Annotated in this window: 23 protein-coding genes and 2 pseudogenes; 13 read left to right on the top strand and 12 right to left on the bottom strand. The window is 38.8% G+C overall.

Features of this window, described 5'->3' with window-relative positions:
* The first annotated feature begins 36 nt into the window (after window positions 1-36).
* The 3 genes from PLEUR7319_RS0117765 to PLEUR7319_RS0117755 all read left to right on the top strand — a co-directional run bounded on the left by PLEUR7319_RS0117765 (window position 37) and on the right by PLEUR7319_RS0117755 (window position 2,447).
* Window positions 37-312, top strand: a complete 276-nt coding sequence (locus tag PLEUR7319_RS0117765) for a hypothetical protein (RefSeq protein ID WP_019506574.1) — start codon at window positions 37-39, stop codon at window positions 310-312.
* Between the two features lie 144 nt (window positions 313-456).
* Window positions 457-1,650 carry a GNAT family N-acetyltransferase gene (locus PLEUR7319_RS0117760; protein ID WP_019506573.1) on the top strand — a complete coding sequence of 398 codons (1,194 nt, stop codon included), beginning with the start codon at window positions 457-459 and terminating at the stop codon, window positions 1,648-1,650.
* Window positions 1,651-1,781: 131 nt separating this feature from the next.
* A complete protein-coding gene (locus PLEUR7319_RS0117755; protein WP_019506572.1) occupies window positions 1,782-2,447 on the top strand; it encodes a HEAT repeat domain-containing protein in 666 nt (221 codons plus the stop codon).
* Here the strand turns inward: PLEUR7319_RS0117755 and PLEUR7319_RS0117750 are convergent.
* From PLEUR7319_RS0117750 to PLEUR7319_RS35855, 3 genes are read right to left on the bottom strand one after another with little or no spacing between them, the layout of a single operon-like run.
* Window positions 2,436-3,638 (bottom strand): FAD-dependent monooxygenase, encoded by a 1,203-nt coding sequence (locus PLEUR7319_RS0117750; RefSeq protein WP_019506571.1) that lies wholly within the window; start codon window positions 3,636-3,638, stop codon window positions 2,436-2,438. The two genes, PLEUR7319_RS0117755 and PLEUR7319_RS0117750, sit on opposite strands and share 12 nt — an antisense overlap.
* 36 nt (window positions 3,639-3,674) lie before the next feature.
* Window positions 3,675-4,907 carry a glycosyltransferase family 4 protein gene (locus PLEUR7319_RS0117745; RefSeq protein WP_019506570.1) on the bottom strand — a complete coding sequence of 411 codons (1,233 nt, stop codon included), beginning with the start codon at window positions 4,905-4,907 and terminating at the stop codon, window positions 3,675-3,677.
* A 28-nt stretch (window positions 4,908-4,935) separates the two neighbouring features.
* Window positions 4,936-6,186: a murein transglycosylase A gene (locus PLEUR7319_RS35855; protein ID WP_019506569.1), complete on the bottom strand. Its 1,251-nt coding sequence runs from the start codon at window positions 6,184-6,186 to the stop codon at window positions 4,936-4,938.
* 184 nt (window positions 6,187-6,370) lie between these two features.
* Here PLEUR7319_RS35855 and PLEUR7319_RS0117735 point away from each other — a divergent pair, with 184 nt between their 5' ends.
* Window positions 6,371-6,769: a YidH family protein gene (locus PLEUR7319_RS0117735; RefSeq protein ID WP_019506568.1), complete on the top strand. Its 399-nt coding sequence runs from the start codon at window positions 6,371-6,373 to the stop codon at window positions 6,767-6,769.
* Window positions 6,770-6,993: 224 nt separating this feature from the next.
* On the opposite strand, the gene PLEUR7319_RS0117730 is transcribed toward PLEUR7319_RS0117735, so the two are convergent.
* From PLEUR7319_RS0117730 to psbA, 4 genes are all read right to left on the bottom strand, one after another.
* The gene (locus PLEUR7319_RS0117730; RefSeq protein WP_026102602.1) at window positions 6,994-7,188 is read right to left on the bottom strand and encodes a heavy-metal-associated domain-containing protein; all 195 of its coding nucleotides are present in this window, start codon (window positions 7,186-7,188) and stop codon (window positions 6,994-6,996) included.
* 44 nt (window positions 7,189-7,232) lie between these two features.
* On the bottom strand, window positions 7,233-8,324 hold the full coding sequence (locus PLEUR7319_RS0117725; RefSeq protein ID WP_019506566.1) for a phosphotransacetylase family protein: 1,092 nt from the start codon (window positions 8,322-8,324) through the stop codon (window positions 7,233-7,235).
* 35 nt (window positions 8,325-8,359) lie between these two features.
* Window positions 8,360-8,734, bottom strand: a complete 375-nt coding sequence (gene ebsA, locus PLEUR7319_RS0117720; protein ID WP_019506565.1) for a type IV pilus biogenesis protein EbsA — start codon at window positions 8,732-8,734, stop codon at window positions 8,360-8,362.
* A gap of 257 nt (window positions 8,735-8,991) precedes the next feature.
* Complete coding sequence (gene psbA / locus PLEUR7319_RS0117715) at window positions 8,992-10,074, bottom strand: photosystem II q(b) protein (protein ID WP_019506564.1); 1,083 nt, start codon at window positions 10,072-10,074, stop codon at window positions 8,992-8,994.
* Between the two features lie 209 nt (window positions 10,075-10,283).
* Between psbA and PLEUR7319_RS42755 the strand changes: the two genes are divergently transcribed.
* A complete protein-coding gene (locus PLEUR7319_RS42755; protein ID WP_144054334.1) occupies window positions 10,284-10,493 on the top strand; it encodes a hypothetical protein in 210 nt (69 codons plus the stop codon).
* 29 nt (window positions 10,494-10,522) lie between these two features.
* Here the strand turns inward: PLEUR7319_RS42755 and folK are convergent, their stop codons facing one another.
* A complete protein-coding gene (gene folK, locus PLEUR7319_RS0117710) occupies window positions 10,523-11,014 on the bottom strand; it encodes a 2-amino-4-hydroxy-6-hydroxymethyldihydropteridine diphosphokinase (RefSeq protein WP_019506563.1) in 492 nt (163 codons plus the stop codon).
* Window positions 11,015-11,016: 2 nt separating this feature from the next.
* On the bottom strand, window positions 11,017-11,379 hold the full coding sequence (locus tag PLEUR7319_RS0117705) for a DUF742 domain-containing protein (protein ID WP_019506562.1): 363 nt from the start codon (window positions 11,377-11,379) through the stop codon (window positions 11,017-11,019).
* Window positions 11,380-11,550: 171 nt separating this feature from the next.
* On the opposite strand from PLEUR7319_RS0117705, the gene PLEUR7319_RS0117700 reads away from it, so the two are divergent.
* The 6 genes and pseudogenes from PLEUR7319_RS0117700 to PLEUR7319_RS0117675 all read left to right on the top strand — a co-directional run bounded on the left by PLEUR7319_RS0117700 (window position 11,551) and on the right by PLEUR7319_RS0117675 (window position 16,039).
* Window positions 11,551-12,726, top strand: coding sequence for a cysteine desulfurase family protein (locus tag PLEUR7319_RS0117700; RefSeq protein ID WP_019506561.1), 1,176 nt, complete (start codon window positions 11,551-11,553; stop codon window positions 12,724-12,726).
* Between the two features lie 303 nt (window positions 12,727-13,029).
* Complete coding sequence (locus tag PLEUR7319_RS0117695) at window positions 13,030-13,299, top strand: type II toxin-antitoxin system Phd/YefM family antitoxin (RefSeq protein ID WP_019506560.1); 270 nt, start codon at window positions 13,030-13,032, stop codon at window positions 13,297-13,299.
* Window positions 13,286-13,471 (top strand): annotated as a pseudogene (locus PLEUR7319_RS0117690) (type II toxin-antitoxin system RelE/ParE family toxin); the annotation flags it as partial. The gene PLEUR7319_RS0117695 and the pseudogene PLEUR7319_RS0117690, both read left to right, overlap by 14 nt.
* 133 nt (window positions 13,472-13,604) lie before the next feature.
* Entirely contained in the window at window positions 13,605-14,792 is a 1,188-nt protein-coding gene (locus tag PLEUR7319_RS0117685) for an RNA-guided endonuclease TnpB family protein (RefSeq protein WP_019506558.1), read from the top strand.
* A gap of 51 nt (window positions 14,793-14,843) precedes the next feature.
* A pseudogene (locus tag PLEUR7319_RS43555) lies at window positions 14,844-14,936 on the top strand (type II toxin-antitoxin system RelE/ParE family toxin); the annotation flags it as partial.
* Between the two features lie 206 nt (window positions 14,937-15,142).
* The gene (locus tag PLEUR7319_RS0117675; RefSeq protein ID WP_019506556.1) at window positions 15,143-16,039 is read left to right on the top strand and encodes a LysR family transcriptional regulator; all 897 of its coding nucleotides are present in this window, start codon (window positions 15,143-15,145) and stop codon (window positions 16,037-16,039) included.
* A gap of 2 nt (window positions 16,040-16,041) precedes the next feature.
* On the opposite strand, the gene PLEUR7319_RS0117670 is transcribed toward PLEUR7319_RS0117675, so the two are convergent.
* The 3 genes from PLEUR7319_RS0117670 to PLEUR7319_RS0117660 all read right to left on the bottom strand — a co-directional run bounded on the left by PLEUR7319_RS0117670 (window position 16,042) and on the right by PLEUR7319_RS0117660 (window position 18,591).
* Window positions 16,042-16,629 (bottom strand): ferredoxin, encoded by a 588-nt coding sequence (locus PLEUR7319_RS0117670; protein WP_019506555.1) that lies wholly within the window; start codon window positions 16,627-16,629, stop codon window positions 16,042-16,044.
* 16 nt (window positions 16,630-16,645) lie between these two features.
* Window positions 16,646-17,005, bottom strand: a complete 360-nt coding sequence (locus PLEUR7319_RS0117665) for an Asr1405/Asl0597 family protein (protein ID WP_019506554.1) — start codon at window positions 17,003-17,005, stop codon at window positions 16,646-16,648.
* 194 nt (window positions 17,006-17,199) lie between these two features.
* On the bottom strand, window positions 17,200-18,591 hold the full coding sequence (locus tag PLEUR7319_RS0117660; protein WP_019506553.1) for a phospholipase D-like domain-containing protein: 1,392 nt from the start codon (window positions 18,589-18,591) through the stop codon (window positions 17,200-17,202).
* A 346-nt stretch (window positions 18,592-18,937) separates the two neighbouring features.
* Between PLEUR7319_RS0117660 and gap the strand changes: the two genes are divergently transcribed.
* Both gap and eno read left to right on the top strand, forming a co-directional pair.
* The gene (gene gap, locus PLEUR7319_RS0117655) at window positions 18,938-19,975 is read left to right on the top strand and encodes a type I glyceraldehyde-3-phosphate dehydrogenase (RefSeq protein ID WP_019506552.1); all 1,038 of its coding nucleotides are present in this window, start codon (window positions 18,938-18,940) and stop codon (window positions 19,973-19,975) included.
* A 283-nt stretch (window positions 19,976-20,258) separates the two neighbouring features.
* The gene (gene eno / locus PLEUR7319_RS0117650) at window positions 20,259-21,551 is read left to right on the top strand and encodes a phosphopyruvate hydratase (protein ID WP_019506551.1); all 1,293 of its coding nucleotides are present in this window, start codon (window positions 20,259-20,261) and stop codon (window positions 21,549-21,551) included.
* The last annotated feature ends 77 nt before the right edge of the window (window positions 21,552-21,628 follow it).

The raw sequence follows: 21,628 nt of genomic DNA, 5'->3' as shown, positions 1-21,628 counted from the left end.
TTCTGTCGCTAGAAAAAATATCTTGAGAATAGAACGATGAATGAGCCGCCTAAGAGAGATATCTTATTATTAGAGCTAGAAAGAGAACGTTCTATACGCCGTACGGTTAGATTGCTATATGCTAAGCGATCGCGTATCAGAGATGAGATAGATCGTCTGGTTAGCCACCTTTCTCTCCTAGTTGCAGTTCCGCGTAAAACAGTAGAGGATCCTCAGCCAGAATCAGATATTTTGATTGAAGCAGCTAAAAGAATTAACGATCCCGTATTTACCGATTTGTTGGTTCAGATTATTCGAGAAAGGACAAGATAGTTCATTTTGATCCCAAATCAAGTCAGTTTTTGGTTTAATCGGGAAAGGGTTAAAGGAAAAAGGAGAAAGGTTTTTTCTGCAATCTTGGGCAATATTGATTACGCTAAATAATAAAGTTTGTCCTCCAAACCTCAAAATACCATTATGGTTGAGCAGATTAAACCTCAATATTCTTTATCTTGGATTTCTAAAATTGCCGAAATTCCTCAATCACAATGGGATGAGCTGGCGAAGCCTTTGCGTACTCCTTTCTTAGAATGGGAATGGCTCAACAATATTGAAACTTCTGGTAGTGCGACAGCCCGTACAGGTTGGCAACCATGTCACTTGGCAGTGTGGCGTAATAGTCAGTTAATTGGCGCGGCACCTTTATACATTAAAGGTCATAGCTATGGTGAATTTGTCTTTGACCATCAGTGGGCAGATCTATCTCATCGTTTAGGCATCGAATATTATCCTAAATTATTGGGCATGACCCCCTTTACTCCCGCAGTAGGTTATCGATTTTTAATTGCTCCAGGGGAAGATGAAGAGTTGATCACAGAAATAATGGTAGCTGCAATCGATAATTTTTGCGATCGCAATCGTCTTTCGGGGTGTAATTTTTTGTTTGTCGATCCTGACTGGCGCCAAGTTATGGAAAGACAAGGTTTTTATAGCTGGCTACATCATGGTTATATTTGGGCAAATCGTAACTTTCAGACCTTTGATGATTACCTCAAGATGTTTAATACCAACCAGCGAAAAAATATTAAACGAGAACGAAAAGCTGTAACTAAAGCTGGTTTATATACTAAAACTTACGTTGGTTCAGAAATTCCCCGTCATTTATATTCTTATATCTATCGGTTTTATAGTAATACCTGTGATAAATTTTATTGGGGTAGTAAATATTTAACCCGTCAGTTTTTTGAGCAGCTTTATCCCAACTATAGCGATCGTGTTTTACTAGTTATCGCCTATACAGAACAAGATGGGCAAAATCCGGTGGGAATGTCTTTTTGTCTCCATAAAGGGAATAATTTATATGGTCGTTATTGGGGTTGTTATGAAGAATATGACTGTCTCCATTTTGAAGCTTGTTACTATAAACCGATTGAATGGGCCATAGCTAACGGTATTCAAATGTACGATCCTGGCGCAGGGGGAAGACACAAGAAAAGACGAGGTTTTCCAGCTACTGAGAATTACAGTTTACATCGCTTCTATAATCGACGCATGAGTCAAATTCTGCGTAATTACATTGGAGAAGTAAACCATATGGAACGAGAAGAAATTATGGCGATTAATCACAATTTACCTTTCAACAAACGCGAAATTAATTTTAACTTGGATTGATTGCAACTGAGATCTCTCAATCATTCCTTTTTAGTCGCTGAAGCAAGGAGCGAAACTATGGGTAGTCGTCAATTAGCCATAGAATATTAAAAACAATCTCAGATCTATCTCGATCAAAACTTATATTTATAATGTCTGATATTCAATTACTTATAGATGCAGTAAATAAAGCAGATTCTGCTGATTTATTACTAGAGACAGTAGAAGATTTAGCAGAGACTAAGGATCGAGCTGCTATTCCTACTTTAGTCGAAGTTTTAGGCTTCAATAATCCTGGTGCATCCGTGGCTGCAGTTGATGGTTTAATCCAAATTGGCGACCCAGTTGTTCCTTATTTATTGAGCAATCTGGACGATTATAATTATGGTGCTAGAGCCTGGGCAACCAGAGTATTTGCCGGTATTGGCGATCCTGATGCTCTTGATTTATTGCTCAAAGCTGCGGTGACTGATTTTTCTCAGAGTGTGCGTCGTGCAGCAGCTAAAGGTCTAGGTAGTATTAAATGGTTCAAGTTGCCCCCAGAGCAAATAATCTCTGCGCAACAAAAAGTTCTAAAAACTCTATTGTTGGCGACAGAAGATGGAGAATGGGTAGTTCGTTATGCTGCTGTTGTTGGCTTAGAAGCCTTGGCCAATACTTTGGCAACCAGTCAGCCTGAATTGTTATCAGCAATTGAAGTTAGATTTCAAGAACTAATTGATAGTGAAACAGAGGTAGCTATAGTCGCACGGATTAAATATTGTTTACGACAATCTCAGGAAATGAGTGATGATGTCATAAATTGCTCAAACAGCTAAATGAACTGGGGTAACACCCTGGCGTAATTGTTTTTGTCGTTTTAACCAGGAAGCACGAATACCAGGGCGAATAATCGGAGTGAAAGTTCTAGCACCCCAGCGAAGTAAAGCACTTTTATGTAACATTTCTGCTTGTGCCATTTCTTGTGCTTGTAACTTTTGGATGCGGATGATTTCGGGTTCTCGTTCTTGTTGAATTTGCAGTAGTACTGAATCAATTTGGCTCAGATTAATTTCTGCTTGGATTAATAAGGGAACTAGATGATTAGCAGCGACAATAACATCACGAAACGCCATATTAATACCTTGAGCGCGGATCGGTGACATAGGATGGACTGCGTCTCCTAGTAAGAGTAATCCAGGAATTGACCAGCGATCGCAACGACCAACAATTACAGACAACAGGAGAGGTTGAGTCAGAGTATCGCGATTATTGAGTATATGTTCTGCCAACCAAGGGGGAGAAGCTGCTGCGAGTTTTTCTGCCCAATCTATTTTTCTCCAGTCAAAATCATCATCAGAGTGTAATCCCCAGCCGATGTGCAACTGACCTTCAGAAGCACGAAATAAACCAAATCCGTCTCGTTCATGCAGAATTGAATAAAATATATTTTCTGATTGAAGCAATGAGCCAGAATCAAGTTTAAACCAGAGAATATCTATATTACTTTGCAGTTGGGTTAAATTTAAACCTGCCTGTTTTCGCAGCAGAGAATTGCGACCATCGGCAGCAATTACTAAATCGGCAGTTATTTCTCGTCCAGAACCTAATCTGACCCCTGAAACTCTTTGATTAGAACTTAAAATATCTTTGACAGCTTCTCCCTGGATAAATTCAAACTCTGAATATTTCTCTGCTTGTTGAACAATTGCTGCGAGTAGATGAGGTTGGGAAACTGTAGTGCATGGTTTACCCCCTGGCTCTATCGGTTCAGATACTTTAAATAGAGTCCGCCCAGATAATATAAATTCCCAAGCAGCAAAAGATTGATGGGGAATATCAGCTACTAATTCTAGTAACCCCATTTGTTCCAAGGCATCTAAACCACTGGGCATCAATCCTTCTCCGCGAAACAATCGTTTAAAATCACGGGATGCTTCTATTAGCTTGACCTTGATTCCTCTTTTGATTAAGAGTAGTGCCATGGTTGCCCCAGTGGGACCGGCTCCAACAATTACAACTTGCGCCATTAAGTTATTGAGAATTAAACGTTTAATAAAAATTATCTATGTATTTAAAGTGGGAGTATCAATTAACACTTGCTCGTATTTTTGTCCGACTTTATCCCAGGTATACTCCGTTTCTACCAGAGAACGTCCATTTTCGGAGAGCCTTTCTCTGAGTTTAGGTTCGGAAAACAAACGACCGATCGCATAAATATACTCTTCTAGAGTATTAGCTCGCATAGCTCTGAGGGGAACAGTTGACCCGTCAACTTCAAATCCGGCCAAAGCGCGGTCGCTTCCCACCACTGGAACTCCTGCCGCCATCGACTCCAGAGTGCGATTTCTCAAGCCATATCCCTGACGAATGGGAATTACGCAGACAGTTGCCCAATGAAGATATTCCACTACACTGGTCACTTTTCCCGTCACGATAATCCCTGGTAAATCATTTAACTCTAGAATTTCGGCTACAGGTTTCGCCCCAACTAATTCTAGTGCCGCCTCAGGATAACGCTGGCGAATTGCCGGAAATACTTCTAAAGCTAAAAAGCGTGCTGCATCAATATTGACGGGTCGATCCATATTGCCCACAAAGACAATTCTTTGCCCCCCTTGATTGGTAATTCGGCGAGGAAATTTAGTTAAATCTACACCATTGGGAATGACGGTAATTGAACTTTCTGGCTCTAGTTTTTTGACTATACGACGATCTTGAGCTGTTACAGTTACAATCGCGCTAAATTTTTCTAAATAGTTTTGTTCATAACGTTTTTGTAACCCCAGATTAATTTGATCTTTAAGCTCGTTATCCGAATCTCCCGCTTTTAGCTGTTCCTTGTATTTGCCATACTCAGAAAAATGTAAATCTAATACTACTCCCAATTTTTGATGCCATTGAGAATCAATATAAATTTCATCCAAACGATCTTCACAAGCTAAGATCTCAAATTGGGAGTCAGCGATCGCCTGATTAATCCAAGCTGCCATTTCTGGAGAATAGTTGTCTAAAATATCTGGCGGTGTTCCCTGTTGAATAAATGTCCCCAATCGCTTGGCGCGATCAATTAACCCCAAAGATTCTTTATCTTTTGGTGCAGTTGTAAATACTACTAATTCTGTTACCTGTTCTCGGAGAGCTTCGAGTTCATCATCAGTAACCTCAGAACTACGACGAGTGAGCAAAGTAATCTGATGACGAGAATTAAGATACTCGAGGAAATGAAATGTTCTTAACTGTTGTCTACCTTTGGTTGGAGGATAAGGAAAAGTAGAGCAAATAATGAGAATTTTCATAAACTATTAGACATAAAAATTATCGATCTTATTCTTTCAACAATAAATAAAATAAGTTGCCACTTCCATTAATTCTTCCTGCTCTTTCCCCGGCAACATCACCACTACCCAAGAAAATATCAACTCTGCCGGCACCTTTGATCGCGCTTCCTGTATCTTGATCTAAGACATAGCGACTAACTAACCGTGGCTTAATGTTCTCGGTTGATTCTAGATCGGGAATGGGGGCAACAATTAGAGCTAATGCTCCTGGAGGCATCAAAGATTTATCAGTGGCAATAGAGCGATCGCCAGTAACAGGAACACCTAAACTACCTGTAGGTGGCTTACCACCAGTCTCGCGGAAGAATACAAAACGTTTATTGCGGGGAATATATCGATCCAATTCTTGGGGATGGGTAGCAAAATAATCAAGCACCTTTGGTAGACTCAACTCCTCCAGCTCAAAGAGACCATCATTAACCAATTCTTTGCCGATGCTAACGTAAGGATAATTAGTCGTACCGCCGTAACCAACAGTCATGGTGCTACCATCGGTAAGGTTTAACTTGGCCGAACCTTGTACCTGAATTAAAAATGCTTCTAAGCGATCGCTCAACCAAACAAGTTCTTGACCTTTTAAAACACTTTTATTTTCCGCCAAACCATCTTTGCCTTCTAACTGGGCGCGAGTGGGGTGAGGAGATGTCCAACGGTCAAAATTTGCCGGTTTACGATATAGAGGATAGCGATATTCCTCTGTACGAACTCGGCTAGCGGTGTATGTTGGTTCAAAATAGCCTGTAAAATCAACTTTTCCCTGTCGATCTTTACCTACAGACTGATAAAAGACAAATTCTTCTTTCACAGCTTGTGACAAAGCTATGGGAGAGTCGGTGGTTAACAATAATTCTTTAAATCTAACTAGCGATCGCTTAACACGATCTAAGTTAAAATCCGAGTTGGCATATTTACGATAACTTTGAGCTGCTTTAGGTGTACTTAGGTAAAAAAGACTATGATCGATTGCCTGTTGTAGAGCTTGACGCTGAGTTTCGTTCCAACCAGAAGCTGTTGTGTGACTAGATTGAATCTCAGGACAATTTGAATCAATACGACATTGATTGATCGTATGTCTTTGAGAATCAAGCTCATGGTTGCTTAACTTCTGATCTAAGCCAAGATGCTGAATATGTTTCGGGGAAACTGACTGTAAGGGAGCAGCATGAACGATTTGCCCCCAAGAGGTAACTGCGATCGCACTTAGGCTAAAACAGAAAGTAGAAATAGACTTGCTCATAAATAGAAGTAGTTAGTAATCATAATTAACCACCCTAGCCTACCCTATATGATTCGAAGAGCAATCAACATCTAACTATAGTCTACTATCCTAAATTATTTATAGCTTTAGCAAGGCGTACAAGATGTCAACTAAGACTTAGTCTAATTTGAGTTAAAACTATTTTAGTAAATTAATAATTTCCATGTCCAAAAATATGCCGAGTAACAATACCGAATTAGCCAAAGAGCGTAACCGTGCTGCTGCCGAAAGAACTTTGATGGCTTGGATTCGTACCTGTTTATCTTTAATCAGTTTTGGCTTTGGGGTCGATCAAATTATTATGGCGTTACAAAAATCTCTGATTTATGGGGAGATTGATCCACATCATTTAACCAGAATTTTAGGACTTTCTTTTATTGGTATCGGTACTTGTGCTATTATTCTGGCTGCTTTAGAACATCGTCAAGAATTACGTCGCATTCAAAATGAAAATTATAGATATCAGGCTCGCTCCTCTTTAGCCTTTAGTGTAGCAGTATCTATATTTATCACTGGTTTATTTGCGTTTCTGGGGATTGTCCTCAAATCTTATTTAAATTAACTCTGAATGTTTACCATCGTTCTGGGTTTAAAGCCTCTTTCTTCTAGGAAGACTTCTTTTAGTAATTAGTAATTAGTAATTAGTAGTCAATTTGAACTAAAAACTAAAAACTAAAAACTAAAAACCAGAATCACCGACTCTTTAGGGCGGTGAGGAGTCAATTAAACGGCAGTGACTCGATTTAAGTCACTACTGTTTAAGTTAAATCTATGCTGTTAATTTGATTACTCCACAGTATGACCGGCTGCGGTAATAATTTGCTTAATGGATTCTTCTGAAGCGTTAGTTTCAACCTTTACTTGTTTGGTATCAAGATTAATTTCAACTTTTGCCTCTGGTTCATGAGTAGTAATAGCTTCGGTAACTGTTGTTACACAGCCATCACAAACCATACTTGGTACTTGAAGATTTATTGTCATACAAATGATTTTTTAAAACTATCAATTTTATTTATATTTTAATCCTAAACCGATCTCACCACTTCCAAACCAAGCTTTTGAATCAGTCTGTCAATATCAAAATGCTGTTGCATTAAATCTTGAATCTGTTTTACTTTAATTCCTTCTTGGATCGGTACTTTTCCAAAAGAATTATCAACAACTTCCACTGTAGTCAAAGTATCTGTATCTACTGATAAAATAGGAATATCTAAACTTTCGGCACGCTCAATAATCAATTCTTTGGGGGGAATCCTACCAGTTAAGATCAAGCAATGAGTCGAAGTCTCTAGAGCTGCCATTTGCAATTCAGCGCGATCGCCACCAGTAACCACCGCCATATTTTCTCTATTGCGGAAATATCCTAAAGCTGAGTTGACGTTCATAGCTCCAATACTTAGGCTTTCTACCATCCAGTCTAAATGTTCGGAACAACATAAAACCTCGGCATCTAATCTAGTAGCTATTTCTTGGACACTAACACTATTAAGAATCCGATCTGTCGGTATCATTCCCAAAATAGGAATTTCTTGGTTTTCTAGGTAAGGTTTGATTGTCTCGCTAGCAGTAGTTAATTCTGCTTGGGGTATATCATTAATGACAACTCCTAAGAGACGATCTCCTAAAAACTTTTTCGCTGTCAATAAGCTATCCACCAACATCAGGGGATGATAACGGGCGACCAAGAGTATTGAGGCATCGACTGCCGCGGCAATTTCTGGTACAGACAAGTTAAAAATACCACCTTCCCAAAGATTACTAGGACCTTTTAATAAAACTAAGTCTGCTTCTATCTGTTTGACATATTCTTGTAAGGCTTGAGCATAATCTTCTTGATCGTCTCCTTGCAAACGTCGATTAATTGTATGACGATCGAGAAATAATAAAGGGGTTTTAACTTGATTGGATGATAACTTTAGAGTGGTTGCCAGAAAATTTACATCTTCTGTTTTTTTAGTGTCCCTTGAATTTTCTCTGAGATCGGTTGCCAAAGGTTGTCCGTAGCCAACAGATATTTCCCTTTGTAAAGATAAATGACTCAAACCTAAAATAGTTGTAGATTTGCCACTATAAGCCTCAGTTGAAGCTATCAGAAGATGTTTAGCAGATTTCGCCACGCCAGCGCTCCTTATTGATTGTGATGTACTCTTTGCTATTCAAAACGCAACAGTTTTCGATAAAAACTTCTCGGAAAATCTGTTATTTGAGAACGTTTAAAGTTCATGATGACATCAATTAGGTAATCAATAAACTCCGAATTAGATAAAGTCACCTCATAACTCAATTCTGCCTGTCCATCAAACTGTAAACGGCAACGAGTTAATTCAGAAGGTAATTTCGACACATACCAACTAGCTACAAAGGGAATACTTTCTCCCCCCTCTACCTGTCGCTCTCCTTCTAAAGATGCCTCACGATATAAAGCGATCGCATGGGGTAGCCAACTGTGTTTATTTTTAGAATAGTAAGGTACATAAATAATTACATCTGCTTTCCCGGCAGGTTTGATTTGTTCAATAGTAGACATAGATAAAACTTAGATACAACTAATAACTGTCAACTGTTATGTTTCAAGTCCTTGAGACTTACTACTTTATAACATCAGTTTTTTCAGACCACCTCTTATTAAAGGAATTCAAGTAAGACTACTGATAATAAATCCTTTTGACATCAAGATTAAGGAATGCTTAAACAATAAAATCAGCAAAAAAAATGCTCCCCATCGTTGGAGAGCATTTTTTTATTTATTTACTTCAAACTAGAAGCGCAGTTATCAAAACCAAACTACCCATTGATTGCAGGAGCGGTTAAAGCTACAGGAGCTTGCTCGCCACTTGCTAAGTCTAAGGGGAAGTTGTGAGCGTTACGTTCGTGCATTACTTCGAAACCGAGGTTAGCGCGGTTTAAGATGTCTGCCCATGTGTTAACTACACGTCCCTGAGAATCCATGATCGATTGGTTGAAGTTGAATCCGTTGAGGTTAAATGCCATGGTGCTAATACCCATTGCAGTAAACCAAATTCCGATTACGGGCCATGCACCTAAGAAGAAGTGCAAGGAACGAGAGTTGTTGAAAGAAGCATATTGGAAGATAAGACGACCGAAGTAGCCGTGTGCTGCCACGATGTTGTAAGTCTCTTCTTCTTGTCCGAACTTGTAACCGTAGTTTTGTGATTCAGTTTCAGTTGTTTCACGTACTAAGGAAGAAGTTACCAAAGAACCGTGCATTGCGGAGAACAGAGAACCACCGAAGACACCAGCTACACCTAACATATGGAAGGGGTGCATTAAGATGTTGTGTTCTGCTTGGAAGACCAACATGAAGTTGAATGTTCCACTGATTCCCAAAGGCATTCCATCAGAGAAGGAACCTTGTCCTAGAGGATAGATTAGGAATACTGCTGTGGCTGCGGATACAGGTGCACTATATGCAACACAGATCCAAGGACGCATTCCTAAACGGTAAGATAATTCCCACTGACGACCGAGGTAAGAGAAAACACCGATCAAGAAGTGGAAGATTACTAGTTGGTAAGGACCACCGTTGTATAACCACTCATCTAAGGAAGCTGCTTCCCAGATGGGGTAGAAGTGAAGACCGATCGCGTTAGAAGAAGGAACAACTGCACCGGAGATGATGTTGTTACCGTAAAGTAATGAACCAGCTACGGGTTCACGGATTCCGTCGATGTCTACAGGAGGTGCTGCGACAAAGGCGATTAGAAAACAGACTGTGGCAGCTAGGAGTGTAGGAATCATCAAGACACCAAACCAACCAACATAGATGCGGTTGTTAGTGCTTGTTACCCACTGACAGAAATTCTCCCAAGCGCCGCGAGTTTCGCGTTGCTGTAAAGTAGTTGTCATGTGTTTATAATTGCGTTATTTATTTTTCAAGGTTCTTGTCAGAACAGGACAGATAACAAAATAAAAAATTAAGTTGTTTCGTCTGTCTTATGTAATAACAATAGCTGAGTATATGTACTTTGTAAAGCTATATTACATTGTTCTTCGTTATGTTAAGTATAAGTTTTGATTATGCTTATCTAATGGCTCTTAGTTTTAAGCCGTCAAATTTGAGCATTGTATCTCTGCGGGATGATCTTGTAGCTGGGACTCAATTCATTTTCCGTGTCCCCGTGTCCCGGGTGAGCGAAATTTACGGTGGCAAAAATTTTAATTGCCGTTACTCGTTACTTTTTACTCGTTACTTAAAGTGTCTCTATTATTTAACTCCCACTATGGGAGATGACTCTACTTCCGATAATGCCGCCTTTGGGAACTAAATATGTTTGGTTAATCAACTCAAATCTAACTAGGCTCTAATGTAAGCTTGAATACCTGAAGTATCTACATTGCGGAGTAATTTAGCTATTTTAGTTCCCGATACTGGCTCAATCAAGTCTGGTGCAATCTCTGCTAAAGGTACTAGTACAAAAGCTCGTTCAATCATTCTGGGATGAGGGATTGTAAGATTAGGAGTGTCTAGAACTAAATCTCCATAGAGTAATAAATCCAAATCTAAGGTTCTAGGTTGAAGCGTGCCTTTACCAACCCTGCCAAACTGAATTTCGATCGCTTGCAAAATGACTAACAATTCTTCGGGGGTTTGTTCGACGGATAATAAGGCACAGCCATTAAGATAATCTGACTGTGGTTCAAGTGTCCCAACAGGTTTGGTTTGATACCAGCTAGAAACAGTATTAAGAGTAACACCAGGAATTTGATCTAATGCTGTGAGAGATTTTTCCAGGATATCTAGAGAGTTTCCCTGATTACTACCTAAAGCGATCGCGCATTCTGCCATGATTAATTTATCGGAGTATAAACAACAGCCATATCACTATCTCGATTACTCATATTAATTCTTTCCTCGTCGTGCAATTGATTGAGTAATTCGCGAGCTTCTTTACCAGGAATATTCAGTAGATTAGCTACTTCACCCACCGTAATCATTTGTTTGTCTTGAATTAGATTAACTATTCTTCTGCGCTTATCTCGCTCAGATTTTTCTCGCATATTAATTCCCACCACAACAGTAGGAACTCCTAAAATTGTTGGCATAGCGATCGCACTGAGTAAATTGCCGTCATCAACTCCACTATACAGACAAAATCCAGTCCAAACTAGAGAACAAATGTGATTTTTGGGATTAAATTTATAATAAGTCATGATTAAGGCAGGATAGTTTATTTGTTGCGAAGGCGTGTCTAAAGTATTCAACCACTAGTTATTTTTAATCTATATCTATATAGTTATAGTTCCCAAAATTTATGTAGCTCCCAAAATCATGACCAACAAAACTGTTAAATTTGAATTAAACACCGTTATTGATCATTATAAATGTCTCAACGTCCGATATATCTTGATGCTCAGGCAACGACACCAATGGATGAGCGAGTCTTAGAAGCGATGTTGCCTTATTTTACCGAACGTTTTGGTAATCCTTCAAGTAACACTCATGTCTATGGTTGGGAAGCTGGCGCAGCAGTTAAAAACGCTAGAGAAGCGATCGCCAAAATTATTAACGCGACTCCCGAAGAAATTGTCTTTACTAGTGGAGCAACAGAAGCCAATAACTTGGCGATTAAAGGAGTTGCTGAAGCTTATTTTAATCAAGGGAAACACATTATTACGGTCACTACGGAACATCGGGCAGTACTAGATCCATGTGCTTATTTAGAAAATTTAGGGTTTGAACTTACCTACCTGCCTGTACAATCTGATGGTTTATTAGATCTTCATCAACTAGAGTCAGCTATCCGTGAAGATACAATTCTGGTTTCGGTTATGGCTGCTAATAACGAGATTGGCGTACTGCAACCTATCGCTGAAATTGGTTCAATTTGTCACAATCGAGGGGTCTTATTTCATACCGATGCAGCTCAGGCGATCGCCAAAATTCCTTTAGATGTAGTAGCGATGAATATTGATTTGATGTCTCTCACTGCCCATAAAATTTATGGTCCTAAAGGCATTGGTGCATTATATGTGCGTCGCCGTCACCCCAGAGTTAAATTGGCTTCCCAAATTCAAGGTGGTGGACAAGAACGAGGTCGGCGATCGGGGACTCTCTACACTCCCCAAATAGTTGGCTTTGCTGAGGCGTTGGAAATTGGCATAGCCGAAATGGAATCTGAGTCCACTCGTCTATTGCAGCTAAAGAAGCAACTCTGGTCAATGTTGGAAACCTTGGACGGTATCCACCTCAACGGCAATTTTACTCAAAGTCTGCCAGGTAATCTCAATGTGAGTGTTGAAGGAGTTGACGGTTCAGCTCTATTGCTGGGACTACAATCAGTAGTGGCTTTATCTTCTGGTTCTGCCTGTTCTTCTGCTTCTACTGCCCCGTCTCATGTCTTAACTGCTTTGGGACGTGATGAGAAATTAGCTCACGCTTCTTTACGTTTTGGTATTGGTAGATTTAATACTTCAGAGGAAATAGAGATTGTGGGGCAACAGGCGATCGCAACTATTAATTCGCTGCGTCAAACTAATCAGTTAAAAACCACAAGTTAATCTAGCTTCGTTCTAATTAATTAGTTTTTAGCTATCAGCTATCAGCTGTCAGCTCTTAGCTATTAGCTTCTTGAAAAGCTACGAGCCAGCTACCGTGTCTAGAGAAAATAAATATCGACAATCATAACCTCTTTAGAGACAATAGAACACCAAGAAAATTATCTAAAAAGCTTAAAGATTGTAGCTATCAAGGCAATCTCTGAATTTTTTAATTCATTTTAGAAGTTAACTATACAAAGAAATACAAAATTTTAAAACATACATTTTTGCTAAAATGTACAAAATAGTCAACTTAGTTTGAAAATGGAAAGTTACACACTAACTCAAACCCGTAACCAACATGGCGAAGTATTTGACAAAGCTGCAATAGAGCCAGTCTTAGTTACTAAGCAAAAACGCCCTAGTCATGTAATTCTGGCAGCAGAAACCTATCAACAACTAATTACCAGGCTTGAAGAGTTAGAAGATTTAAACTTAGGAAAAGCTGCCGAAACTGCTCTCAGTCAATCTTCAATGACAGGAAGTAAAGAATTTACCTCTGCTCTGGAGAAACTGACGAATGCCAAAGCTTGATGGTTTAGAGACAGTTCTAGACTTTTTAAAAGGATTGCAACCAAAAATTGCTGCTCAAATTGCCAAGAAAGTGTTATCTCTCAATATCGATCCTCTGCCTAACGATAGCAAACAATTGAAAGGCTATTCTAATTTTCGTCGAGTGGATAGCGGAGAATATCGAATAGTTTATCATTCTACGTGAGAAGACCCTCGCGTCCCGCGCAGGGATGAATCACGGGTTAGTTGTAAGTTAATCTTACTTTGTTTTACAAAACGGACAAGTATATTGTAAAATGACTAAACAATATAGCATCTTGGTCGAAATGCTTAATCTTACATACAACTACAAAATACAGCCAACAACCAAACAAATAGAAATAATTGAACACAATTTAGATGTTTGTAGAGCGGTCTGGAATCATGCGTTGTATGTGCGTAAACTTTGGTATAACAGTCGTAGCTGTAAGGTAAACCAATGTTCTCTGTTTCATGAGTATATTGTTGAACCATTTGATTACCCTAATTATCATACTCAGTCGGCTGAGTTAACTAAGGCTAAGAAAACCAACGCTTTTCTGAAATCAGGTAATGCTCAGGCTATGCAACAAACATTGCGAAAGCTAGACAGAGCGTTCAATGATATGAAGAGCAAGGGTATGGGTTTCCCTCGATACAAGAACAAAGCCCGATCTTTTAACATTTTGGGCAAGATATCAGTAGAAGATAAGTACCTCAAGATGCCTTTGCTTAAATTAATTAAGTTTAGAAAGTCAAGAGATATACCAGAAGGATTCAAAATTAAGCAAGTACAAATTATTAAAAAAGCTAGTGGTTACTATGCCAATTTAATGATTGAACTAGATGTGGATATTGTCAAACCAATACCTCATGGTCATGCTATCGGTATTGATGCGGGTATTGAGAGCATGATTTCAACTTCCGATGGGCTAGTACTTACTCGACCCTCATTCTTAGATAAAGCTCTGCGTAAGATTAAATTACTACAAAAAAAGCTCAAGAATAAGAAAAAAGGTTCTAATAAATGGAAGCAACTAAACCATCGTATTGCATTACTTCATGAAGCTGTAGCAAACAGACGAAAAGAATATCACTTCAACTTGGCATATCAACTATGTGATGGAGTCGGAATGATATTTGTCGAAGATATTAACTTTGTCTTATGGAGTAGAGGCTTGTTTGGCAAGCAATCTTTAGACATGGGATTAGGTCAATTTTTCAAGATTCTTGAGTATGTTTGCTTGAAAACAGACACCTATTTTGCCAAAGTAAATAAAGATTTTACATCTCAAATATGCTCCAATTGTGGAACTCATACAGGAAAAAAGGATTTGAGCGTAAGAATACATTCTTGCCCTGAATGCGGATACGTTCAGAACAGGGATGTGGCAGCAGCAGAAGTAGTGAGAAATAGAGGTTTAGAAAATATCGCGGTAGGAACTACCGTAATTAAACAGCCCAGTGATGGCGTTCTGGCGGGTGCTTCGGCATAGTCGTGAGTCTATATGGGAATCCCTCGCGTCCCGCGATGGGAGGTTCAACAATTTAAACCAAAAGAAGATTTAGTAGAGATAATTTTAGTTGGTAAACGCAATGATGATGAGGTGTACAAGAAATTAAATCGTTTAAGAGATTAACTATCCATTTCAACTTAGAGTTGTCCAAGATAATCCAGCATTGTCTTTATATCGTCGCAATGGATTTAAGATAATTGAAGATCAAGGGTGGTGCTTTCTTTTGGAGAAGGTTTTAGAGATTTTTTAATAGATTGTCGATCGAGAAATCGTATATATAAAGTATCTGTAATACTAAAGAGAAGAACAATTTGTGAAAATCTCTCCTAATGAAACTTTCTCAAATCAAGTCGTTTGTCACTGTTGCCCGATGTGGAAAATTTAGTCAGGCGGCAATTGAATTGGATTTAAGTCAACCTACTGTTAGTCATGCGATCGCCACATTAGAAGACGATTTAGGAATCCAACTACTGTTTAGAGGGAAAAAAGGCGTGAATCTTACCCCAGCAGGAGAAAGTGTCTTGGCACATTGCTATCGAATATTACAGTCAATTGAAGATATTCAACAAGAAGCTAACCGTTACAAAAGCCTTGGGGGAGGTAAAGTCAGAATTTCTACCTTTCGTGGTGCAGCAGCACAACTCTTACCTAAAATTAGAGCCAACTTTAAAACTAAATATCCCCAAATAGAGATCAAAATTGCTGAAGAAAAAGATTGTCCTCAAGTAGAGCAGATGGTTTATGAAGGACAAGCTGATGTGGGTTTTACTACTTTACCCACCTCTAAAGATTTAGAAACTATTGAAGTGCTGCGAGATGATTACATTGTTCTCTTGCCACCTGATTCTGATCTAGGTTTTTCTGTAGTCAACTCCCCAAAACTTAGTTGGACACAGTTGCTGTCAATACCAATTATTTCTTATCCGAATCACAACAGTTGTTTTAGAGAAATCAAAAATTACTTTAAAGCTGAAGGTTATCAATTTCAACCCTGTGAACAGGTCAGAGAAAGTGACACCATAATTAACCTCGTTGCTACAGGCTCTGGCGCAGCAATTTTACCTCAGCTATCTGTTTTTCATACTCCTGAGGGCGTAACTGTTGGTCAGTTGCCCACCCCTCTACAACGAATTGTAGTCGCTGCAACTCCTAAAGATGCAGATTTATCCCATGCAGTTTGGGCATTGCTTGATTTTCTCAAGCAAGTTGACATCAGCCAGATATAAGCTCAATTGCCAGCAATTAAATGTTTGTCTACTAAATCAGGAATTTGTTTCGGTTTAACCTTGCTGTAACGTGCTTTATCGGGCAACATAACTATGGTTGGTGCTTGTTTACACTTTTTTAGACAACCTGTTTTTTTAATGGGAATATCTTTACTTAATCCGCGATCGCTTAGGGTAGATTCTAATTGCCGATAAACTTTCTGACCACCTTTTTTCCAGCAGTTGGATTTTTGACAGATTAACACCCTAGCTTTAGATTTAACCTCAGTGTCCAATACAGGTAACAAAGAAACTATTTTAGTTTTAACTTCCGTAGTTTGTTCTGTATCCTGAGGAATTAAAACAATTGTTTGCGCTTCATACTTAACTTTGCCAGTTTTGGAATTCCGCCTAGATTTTCCCGCTACTTCTATCTGACAACCACGAGATAAGTTAGCAACCTTTTTTCTGAGCTTCTTCGTAATTTTGAGCCAATATTTACCTTGCTTAGTAACTAACTTGATGTATTTAATTTTATTTTTCTTAGTATAAATTTTGGTCAATTTTCCCCCAAAACTAAAGGAAGAAACTACGCTACCAGTTTTTGTCATTATATTTGCTTAATTCTCACCTACTTTGACGATCGTATTTCACCTGCCAGCAATTATCTAACCAATCAATTAACTCTTGACGTGGTGCACTAAATTGTCTGATCACACTTCGTATTTGTACCGCAGTAGTTGGACTATCCAAGTAAGCTAACAAGGGTTTATTCGTAGAACATTCACATTCTATTCCTAGTGCTTGTAAACGACGAAATACGTCCCAGCGACAAGTCCATTTGACTGATAGGATGGGACTCAATTGTTGTCCATCTTTTTTTATCAGTTGATGAGACTTAGACTTAGCCTGAATTTCTTGATTAACTTTGTTAGCCCCTGAAGGGTGATTACCCGCAGAGTCAGCTTTGCGATCGCCATTACTCATATTAATTTACCTTTTTCTGATTATCTTGATTAAATTCAAGTGATAAAAACTCTAGGTCAGCTTATTGAGAATATAATTCAATTAATTATCTGAAACGATTATAACCTTCAATTAAAAATATCTGTCAATAAATATTGGCATTTATCTATCACTGTGTCTAAAAAAACTGCCAGGTGAAGATTTATAAATTGCGGTCAATTACATTTTTGTTGCTGCTTAAGTTGATTGTTAATTCTCTGGGGTAATCCTAGGGAAGCTTGCTGATAAAGGCGTTGGAACTCCTGGTCAAAGTGCTTTGCTACTGTAGGGTTATTAATGATAATCAAAGCTTCATCATTATTATAATTTGCTGCTTTTGACCAGTTTTGTGACCCAGAAATTACGATCTGAGAATCTATCAAGCTGAACTTGTGATGAAGTTTGTCCCCAACATTTACTAGTGGCGTACCAATAGTTTCTAAAGGTTTTTGCCATGGATTATTATTTGCTTCAGCTTGACAATGATAATACAAAGTAACTCCTAACATATCCAATACTTCACTGTAATACCGAAAGGCAAAACTAGGATCAAAAACCCCCCGAATCTTTACTCCTTCTTGCTGCTTTTGTTGCAGGATATCGGCTATTTCCTGTTCACTAAAAACAAACAAAGCTAAATCAATGGAATCATTGGCTTGATTAAGTACCTTCCCAATCGAGCCGTTACTACTTAGTTGCCAATCTTTTTTATTACTAGAAGTAGGAGAAAATTGAATTGTAATCTCTGTATTTTTCCAGGTAATAGATATAGGCGATCGCCATGGTTTAGCTAGACCAAATTTACTGTTAATTCCACCATCGGAATTATCGCCCCACATATAATCAAATTCTTCAGTAAATAAACCAGCTACATCAACGTTATCTATAGTTAGGAGATGGTTGATATTACCTTTCGTTTCTCGGTTACTAAAATCTCCATGAATACCACTTAAGGTAAAGTTGGCAGAGCCAGCAATTACTTTTTGTCCGTCAATAACCAAATATTTATGATGCATCAAACCGCTACCTTTAGAACCATCAGCAGTATCATCAATTAGGGGAATATCTGCTTGACGTAAAATTACCAAAGCATCTTGTTGAGCAATTTCTGTTGTACTTAAAGTACCATTCCGATTTAGATCTACTAATTGGAAATACTCGTTATATTTTTGGCGATCGCGTCGATTTAATCGTTTAACTTCCTGAGGGGTTAATTCACTTAAAGATTGACTATAGTTGTTATCTAAAACTACTCTTACTTTTACTCCTGAGCGATGACTTTTAACTAAAGCCTGGGCTATTAAAGGCAAGTTAAGCTCTTGAACAGCCAAATCAATAGTGTCATTAGCTGTTGCTATTTGCTCGATAATTACTGCTTCTAAATTATCTCCTGAACGTTCTATCTCACGATAAGGATCAATATAAGTGGAAAAATTGCTGGCTCGATGATTAAAATAAACTTGAATAAATTGGTCTTGAAAGTGAGCAGATAACTCGTGAGATTCTTTTTTACAAGCGTTAAGCAAGGTTAAACTTAAAACAAGCATCCATCTAAAATATCGAGACATATAATTAAATAGACATTTAAATTTCTTTTCCTTTGTATCCCAAATAAATTAGTATTTCGTCGTAACATTAGTTAAATAATGCTTGATGATTTAGGTGACGATCCCGAAAACAAAGTAATTTTTGGGCTTTAAGATCCAGTTTTAAGTTATAAATTTTATTTACTGTAAATTAACTTTTATAATCCTGAATTAATTTACTTTTTTTTAATTATTTTGGCGTTTCAAAAGGTGGCTTTTACAGATTTAATAAAGATCGAGCCTCATCTTACTAGCAAGATAAATTAACAGAAAGATTCGGGAACCTATAAGTATTTATCAGAATTATCACTATCAGGGAGTAATTTTCATGACAACTGTCAGACTAGCGATTAACGGTTTTGGGCGTATCGGTAGATTAGTATTTCGTGCCGGACTAAATAATCCCAATCTAGAATTTGTCTGTATTAACGATTTAGTTCCAGCAGAAGCGATCGCTTATCTTCTCAAGTATGATTCTACTCATGGGCGATTTGCTGGCACTGTCGAAGCAGCGGATGATGGCATTGTCGTTAACGGCAAACATATTCCTTGTGTTTCGATTAAAAATCCAGAAGAACTACCTTGGCGGGATTATGAGGTAGATTATGTACTCGAATGCACTGGACTCTTTACCACTTACGAGGGAGCATCCAAGCACCTCACCGCAGGAGCAAGAAGAGTAGTTATTTCTGCACCCACCAAAGATCCAGATCGAGTTAAAACTCTACTAGTGGGAGTTAATCACGATAGTTTTGATCCCCAGACAGATGTGATCGTTTCTAATGCTAGCTGTACCACTAATTGTCTAGCTCCCATCGCTAAAGTAATTAATGATAACTTTGGTTTAGCAGAAGGATTAATGACGACGATCCACGCTATGACAGCGACTCAACCTACGGTAGATGGCTTTAGTAAAAAAGACCTACGTTCTGGACGCAGTGCAGCGCAAAATATCATCCCTGCATCTACAGGGGCAGCTAAAGCGGTAACTTTAGTATTACCAGAATTAACAGGAAAACTTACGGGGATGGCAATGCGTGTCCCTACACCTGATGTATCCGTAGTCGATCTTACCTTTCGCACCGAGAAAGCTACTAATTATGCAGAAATCTGCCGAGTAATGGCATCAGCAGCAGCAGGAGAAATGAAAGGAGTTCTCGGATATACCAATGAGCCGGTAGTTTCTACGGATTTTACGGGCGATCCCCACTCCAGTATTTTTGATGCTAGTGCTGGTATGGAGTTAAATAGTAACTTCTTCAAGATTGTGTCCTGGTATGACAACGAATGGGGCTATTCTAATCGTGCAATTGATTTAACCCTGGCAATGGTAGCTAAAGAACAAGAGATGTTAGTCACGGCTTAGCAGATGTCAGGGGATGCAAAACGAAATAAAAGATGATGTCTAGTTGCATCGGGAGATCAGTGAGTAAACTTTAGAGCTTATAGCTTAAGGCTTATAGCTTATAGCTTTCATAAGTAAATCTCAATTGTTTATAACATCGATCTTAAGGATAGTAATGTTCTCAGTTTTTTTACTTCACATCGGCAACGGCGAAAAATTGACTGGATAGTCACAAAAAAAGATATATTAATTTTCGCTAGCATCTCGACAAAGATATACATAATTTTTTTTAAGAGGAGAATTGATGCTTAACCAATCGGAAGCCGTAATTGAAGCGATCGCTGCTAGAGAAATTTTAGATTCTCGTGGTCGTCCTACTATTGAAGCAGAGGTACGTCTGGAGACGGGAGTTGTCGGATTAGCTCAAGTACCCAGCGGGGCATCCACAGGTAGTTTTGAGGCTCACGAATTAAGAGATGGCGATCAACACCGCTACGGAGGCAAAGGAGTCTTAACCGCAGTCCGTAACGTTAAAGAAAAAATCACCCCTGAATTATTAGAGGTAGACGCATTAGAACAGGCAACCATCGACCAAATAATGATCGATCGCGACGGTTCTCCCAATAAGAAAAATTTGGGAGCAAACGCAATTCTGGCAGTATCCTTAGCCACCGCCAAAGCAGCTGCTGAAGAAGTGGAGTTACCTCTATATCGTTATCTGGGTAGCCCTCTGTCTAACGTTTTGCCAGTGCCAATGATGAATGTGATCAACGGTGGTTCCCATGCAGATAATAACGTTGATTTTCAAGAATTTATGATTATGCCTGTGGGGGCAGATTCTTTTAAAGAAGCCTTGCGTTGGGGAGCTGAAGTTTTTGCTTCATTAAGTAAGGTTTTGGGCGAAAAAAATCTCTTAACTGGTGTAGGAGACGAGGGAGGATATGCTCCGAATCTGGGTTCTAACCAAGAAGCCTTAGATTTATTGATTACGGCGATCGAGCAAGCCGGATATAAGCCAGGAGAACAGATCAGTTTGGCAATGGATGTAGCTGCTAGTGAATTTTACGAAAATGGGAACTATAACTACGATGGTGAGCTTCATTCTCCTGATGAGTTTATCAATTATTTGACAGAGCTAGTTGAGAAATATCCCATTATTTCCATTGAAGATGCACTCCATGAAGATGATTGGGATAGCTGGAAAACCTTGACTGAAAAGCTGGGCTCAAAAATTCAGCTGGTGGGAGATGATTTATTTGTGACCAATAAAACTAGGTTACAAAAGGGAATTGACTTGGATGTGGGGAACGCCATTTTAATCAAGTTAAATCAAATTGGAACACTGACTGAAACTTTAGAAACCATAGATTTAGCTACTCGCAATGGTTATCGTTCCGTCATTAGTCATCGTTCAGGAGAAACAGAAGATACAACTATTGCCGATCTTGCTGTTGCCACCCGCGCCGGACAAATCAAGACTGGCTCTCTTTGCCGTAGCGAGCGAGTCGCCAAATATAATCGACTGTTGAGAATTGAAGAAGAATTAGGCGATCGCGCTTTATATGCTGGCAAAATTGGTTTGGGACCAAAATGCTAAACTGAGAATTCAGTTTCTAAACCAAAAATAAGATTAAGGCTTGGGTTTTTCCCAGCCTCATGAATAAATCTAGTAGT

This window comes from Pleurocapsa sp. PCC 7319, assembly GCF_000332195.1.
GTDB lineage: Bacteria > Cyanobacteriota > Cyanobacteriia > Cyanobacteriales > Xenococcaceae > Waterburya.
Note: the sequence above shows the minus strand (reverse complement) of the source record. Positions and strands in the feature narration are given on the sequence as shown.

Coding starts and splice junctions, on each gene's coding strand:
- PLEUR7319_RS0117765 (WP_019506574.1), top strand. CDS start 37: ATGAATGAGCCGCCTAAGAGAGATATCTTATTATTAGAGCTAGAAAGA.
- PLEUR7319_RS0117760 (WP_019506573.1), top strand. CDS start 457: ATGGTTGAGCAGATTAAACCTCAATATTCTTTATCTTGGATTTCTAAA.
- PLEUR7319_RS0117755 (WP_019506572.1), top strand. CDS start 1,782: ATGTCTGATATTCAATTACTTATAGATGCAGTAAATAAAGCAGATTCT.
- PLEUR7319_RS0117750 (WP_019506571.1), bottom strand. CDS start 3,638: ATGGCGCAAGTTGTAATTGTTGGAGCCGGTCCCACTGGGGCAACCATG.
- PLEUR7319_RS0117745 (WP_019506570.1), bottom strand. CDS start 4,907: ATGAAAATTCTCATTATTTGCTCTACTTTTCCTTATCCTCCAACCAAA.
- PLEUR7319_RS35855 (WP_019506569.1), bottom strand. CDS start 6,186: ATGAGCAAGTCTATTTCTACTTTCTGTTTTAGCCTAAGTGCGATCGCA.
- PLEUR7319_RS0117735 (WP_019506568.1), top strand. CDS start 6,371: ATGTCCAAAAATATGCCGAGTAACAATACCGAATTAGCCAAAGAGCGT.
- PLEUR7319_RS0117730 (WP_026102602.1), bottom strand. CDS start 7,188: ATGACAATAAATCTTCAAGTACCAAGTATGGTTTGTGATGGCTGTGTA.
- ebsA (WP_019506565.1), bottom strand. CDS start 8,734: ATGTCTACTATTGAACAAATCAAACCTGCCGGGAAAGCAGATGTAATT.
- psbA (WP_019506564.1), bottom strand. CDS start 10,074: ATGACAACTACTTTACAGCAACGCGAAACTCGCGGCGCTTGGGAGAAT.
- folK (WP_019506563.1), bottom strand. CDS start 11,014: ATGGCAGAATGCGCGATCGCTTTAGGTAGTAATCAGGGAAACTCTCTA.
- PLEUR7319_RS0117705 (WP_019506562.1), bottom strand. CDS start 11,379: ATGACTTATTATAAATTTAATCCCAAAAATCACATTTGTTCTCTAGTT.
- PLEUR7319_RS0117700 (WP_019506561.1), top strand. CDS start 11,551: ATGTCTCAACGTCCGATATATCTTGATGCTCAGGCAACGACACCAATG.
- PLEUR7319_RS0117695 (WP_019506560.1), top strand. CDS start 13,030: ATGGAAAGTTACACACTAACTCAAACCCGTAACCAACATGGCGAAGTA.
- PLEUR7319_RS0117685 (WP_019506558.1), top strand. CDS start 13,605: ATGCTTAATCTTACATACAACTACAAAATACAGCCAACAACCAAACAA.
- PLEUR7319_RS0117675 (WP_019506556.1), top strand. CDS start 15,143: ATGAAACTTTCTCAAATCAAGTCGTTTGTCACTGTTGCCCGATGTGGA.
- PLEUR7319_RS0117670 (WP_019506555.1), bottom strand. CDS start 16,629: ATGACAAAAACTGGTAGCGTAGTTTCTTCCTTTAGTTTTGGGGGAAAA.
- PLEUR7319_RS0117665 (WP_019506554.1), bottom strand. CDS start 17,005: ATGAGTAATGGCGATCGCAAAGCTGACTCTGCGGGTAATCACCCTTCA.
- PLEUR7319_RS0117660 (WP_019506553.1), bottom strand. CDS start 18,591: ATGTCTCGATATTTTAGATGGATGCTTGTTTTAAGTTTAACCTTGCTT.
- gap (WP_019506552.1), top strand. CDS start 18,938: ATGACAACTGTCAGACTAGCGATTAACGGTTTTGGGCGTATCGGTAGA.
- eno (WP_019506551.1), top strand. CDS start 20,259: ATGCTTAACCAATCGGAAGCCGTAATTGAAGCGATCGCTGCTAGAGAA.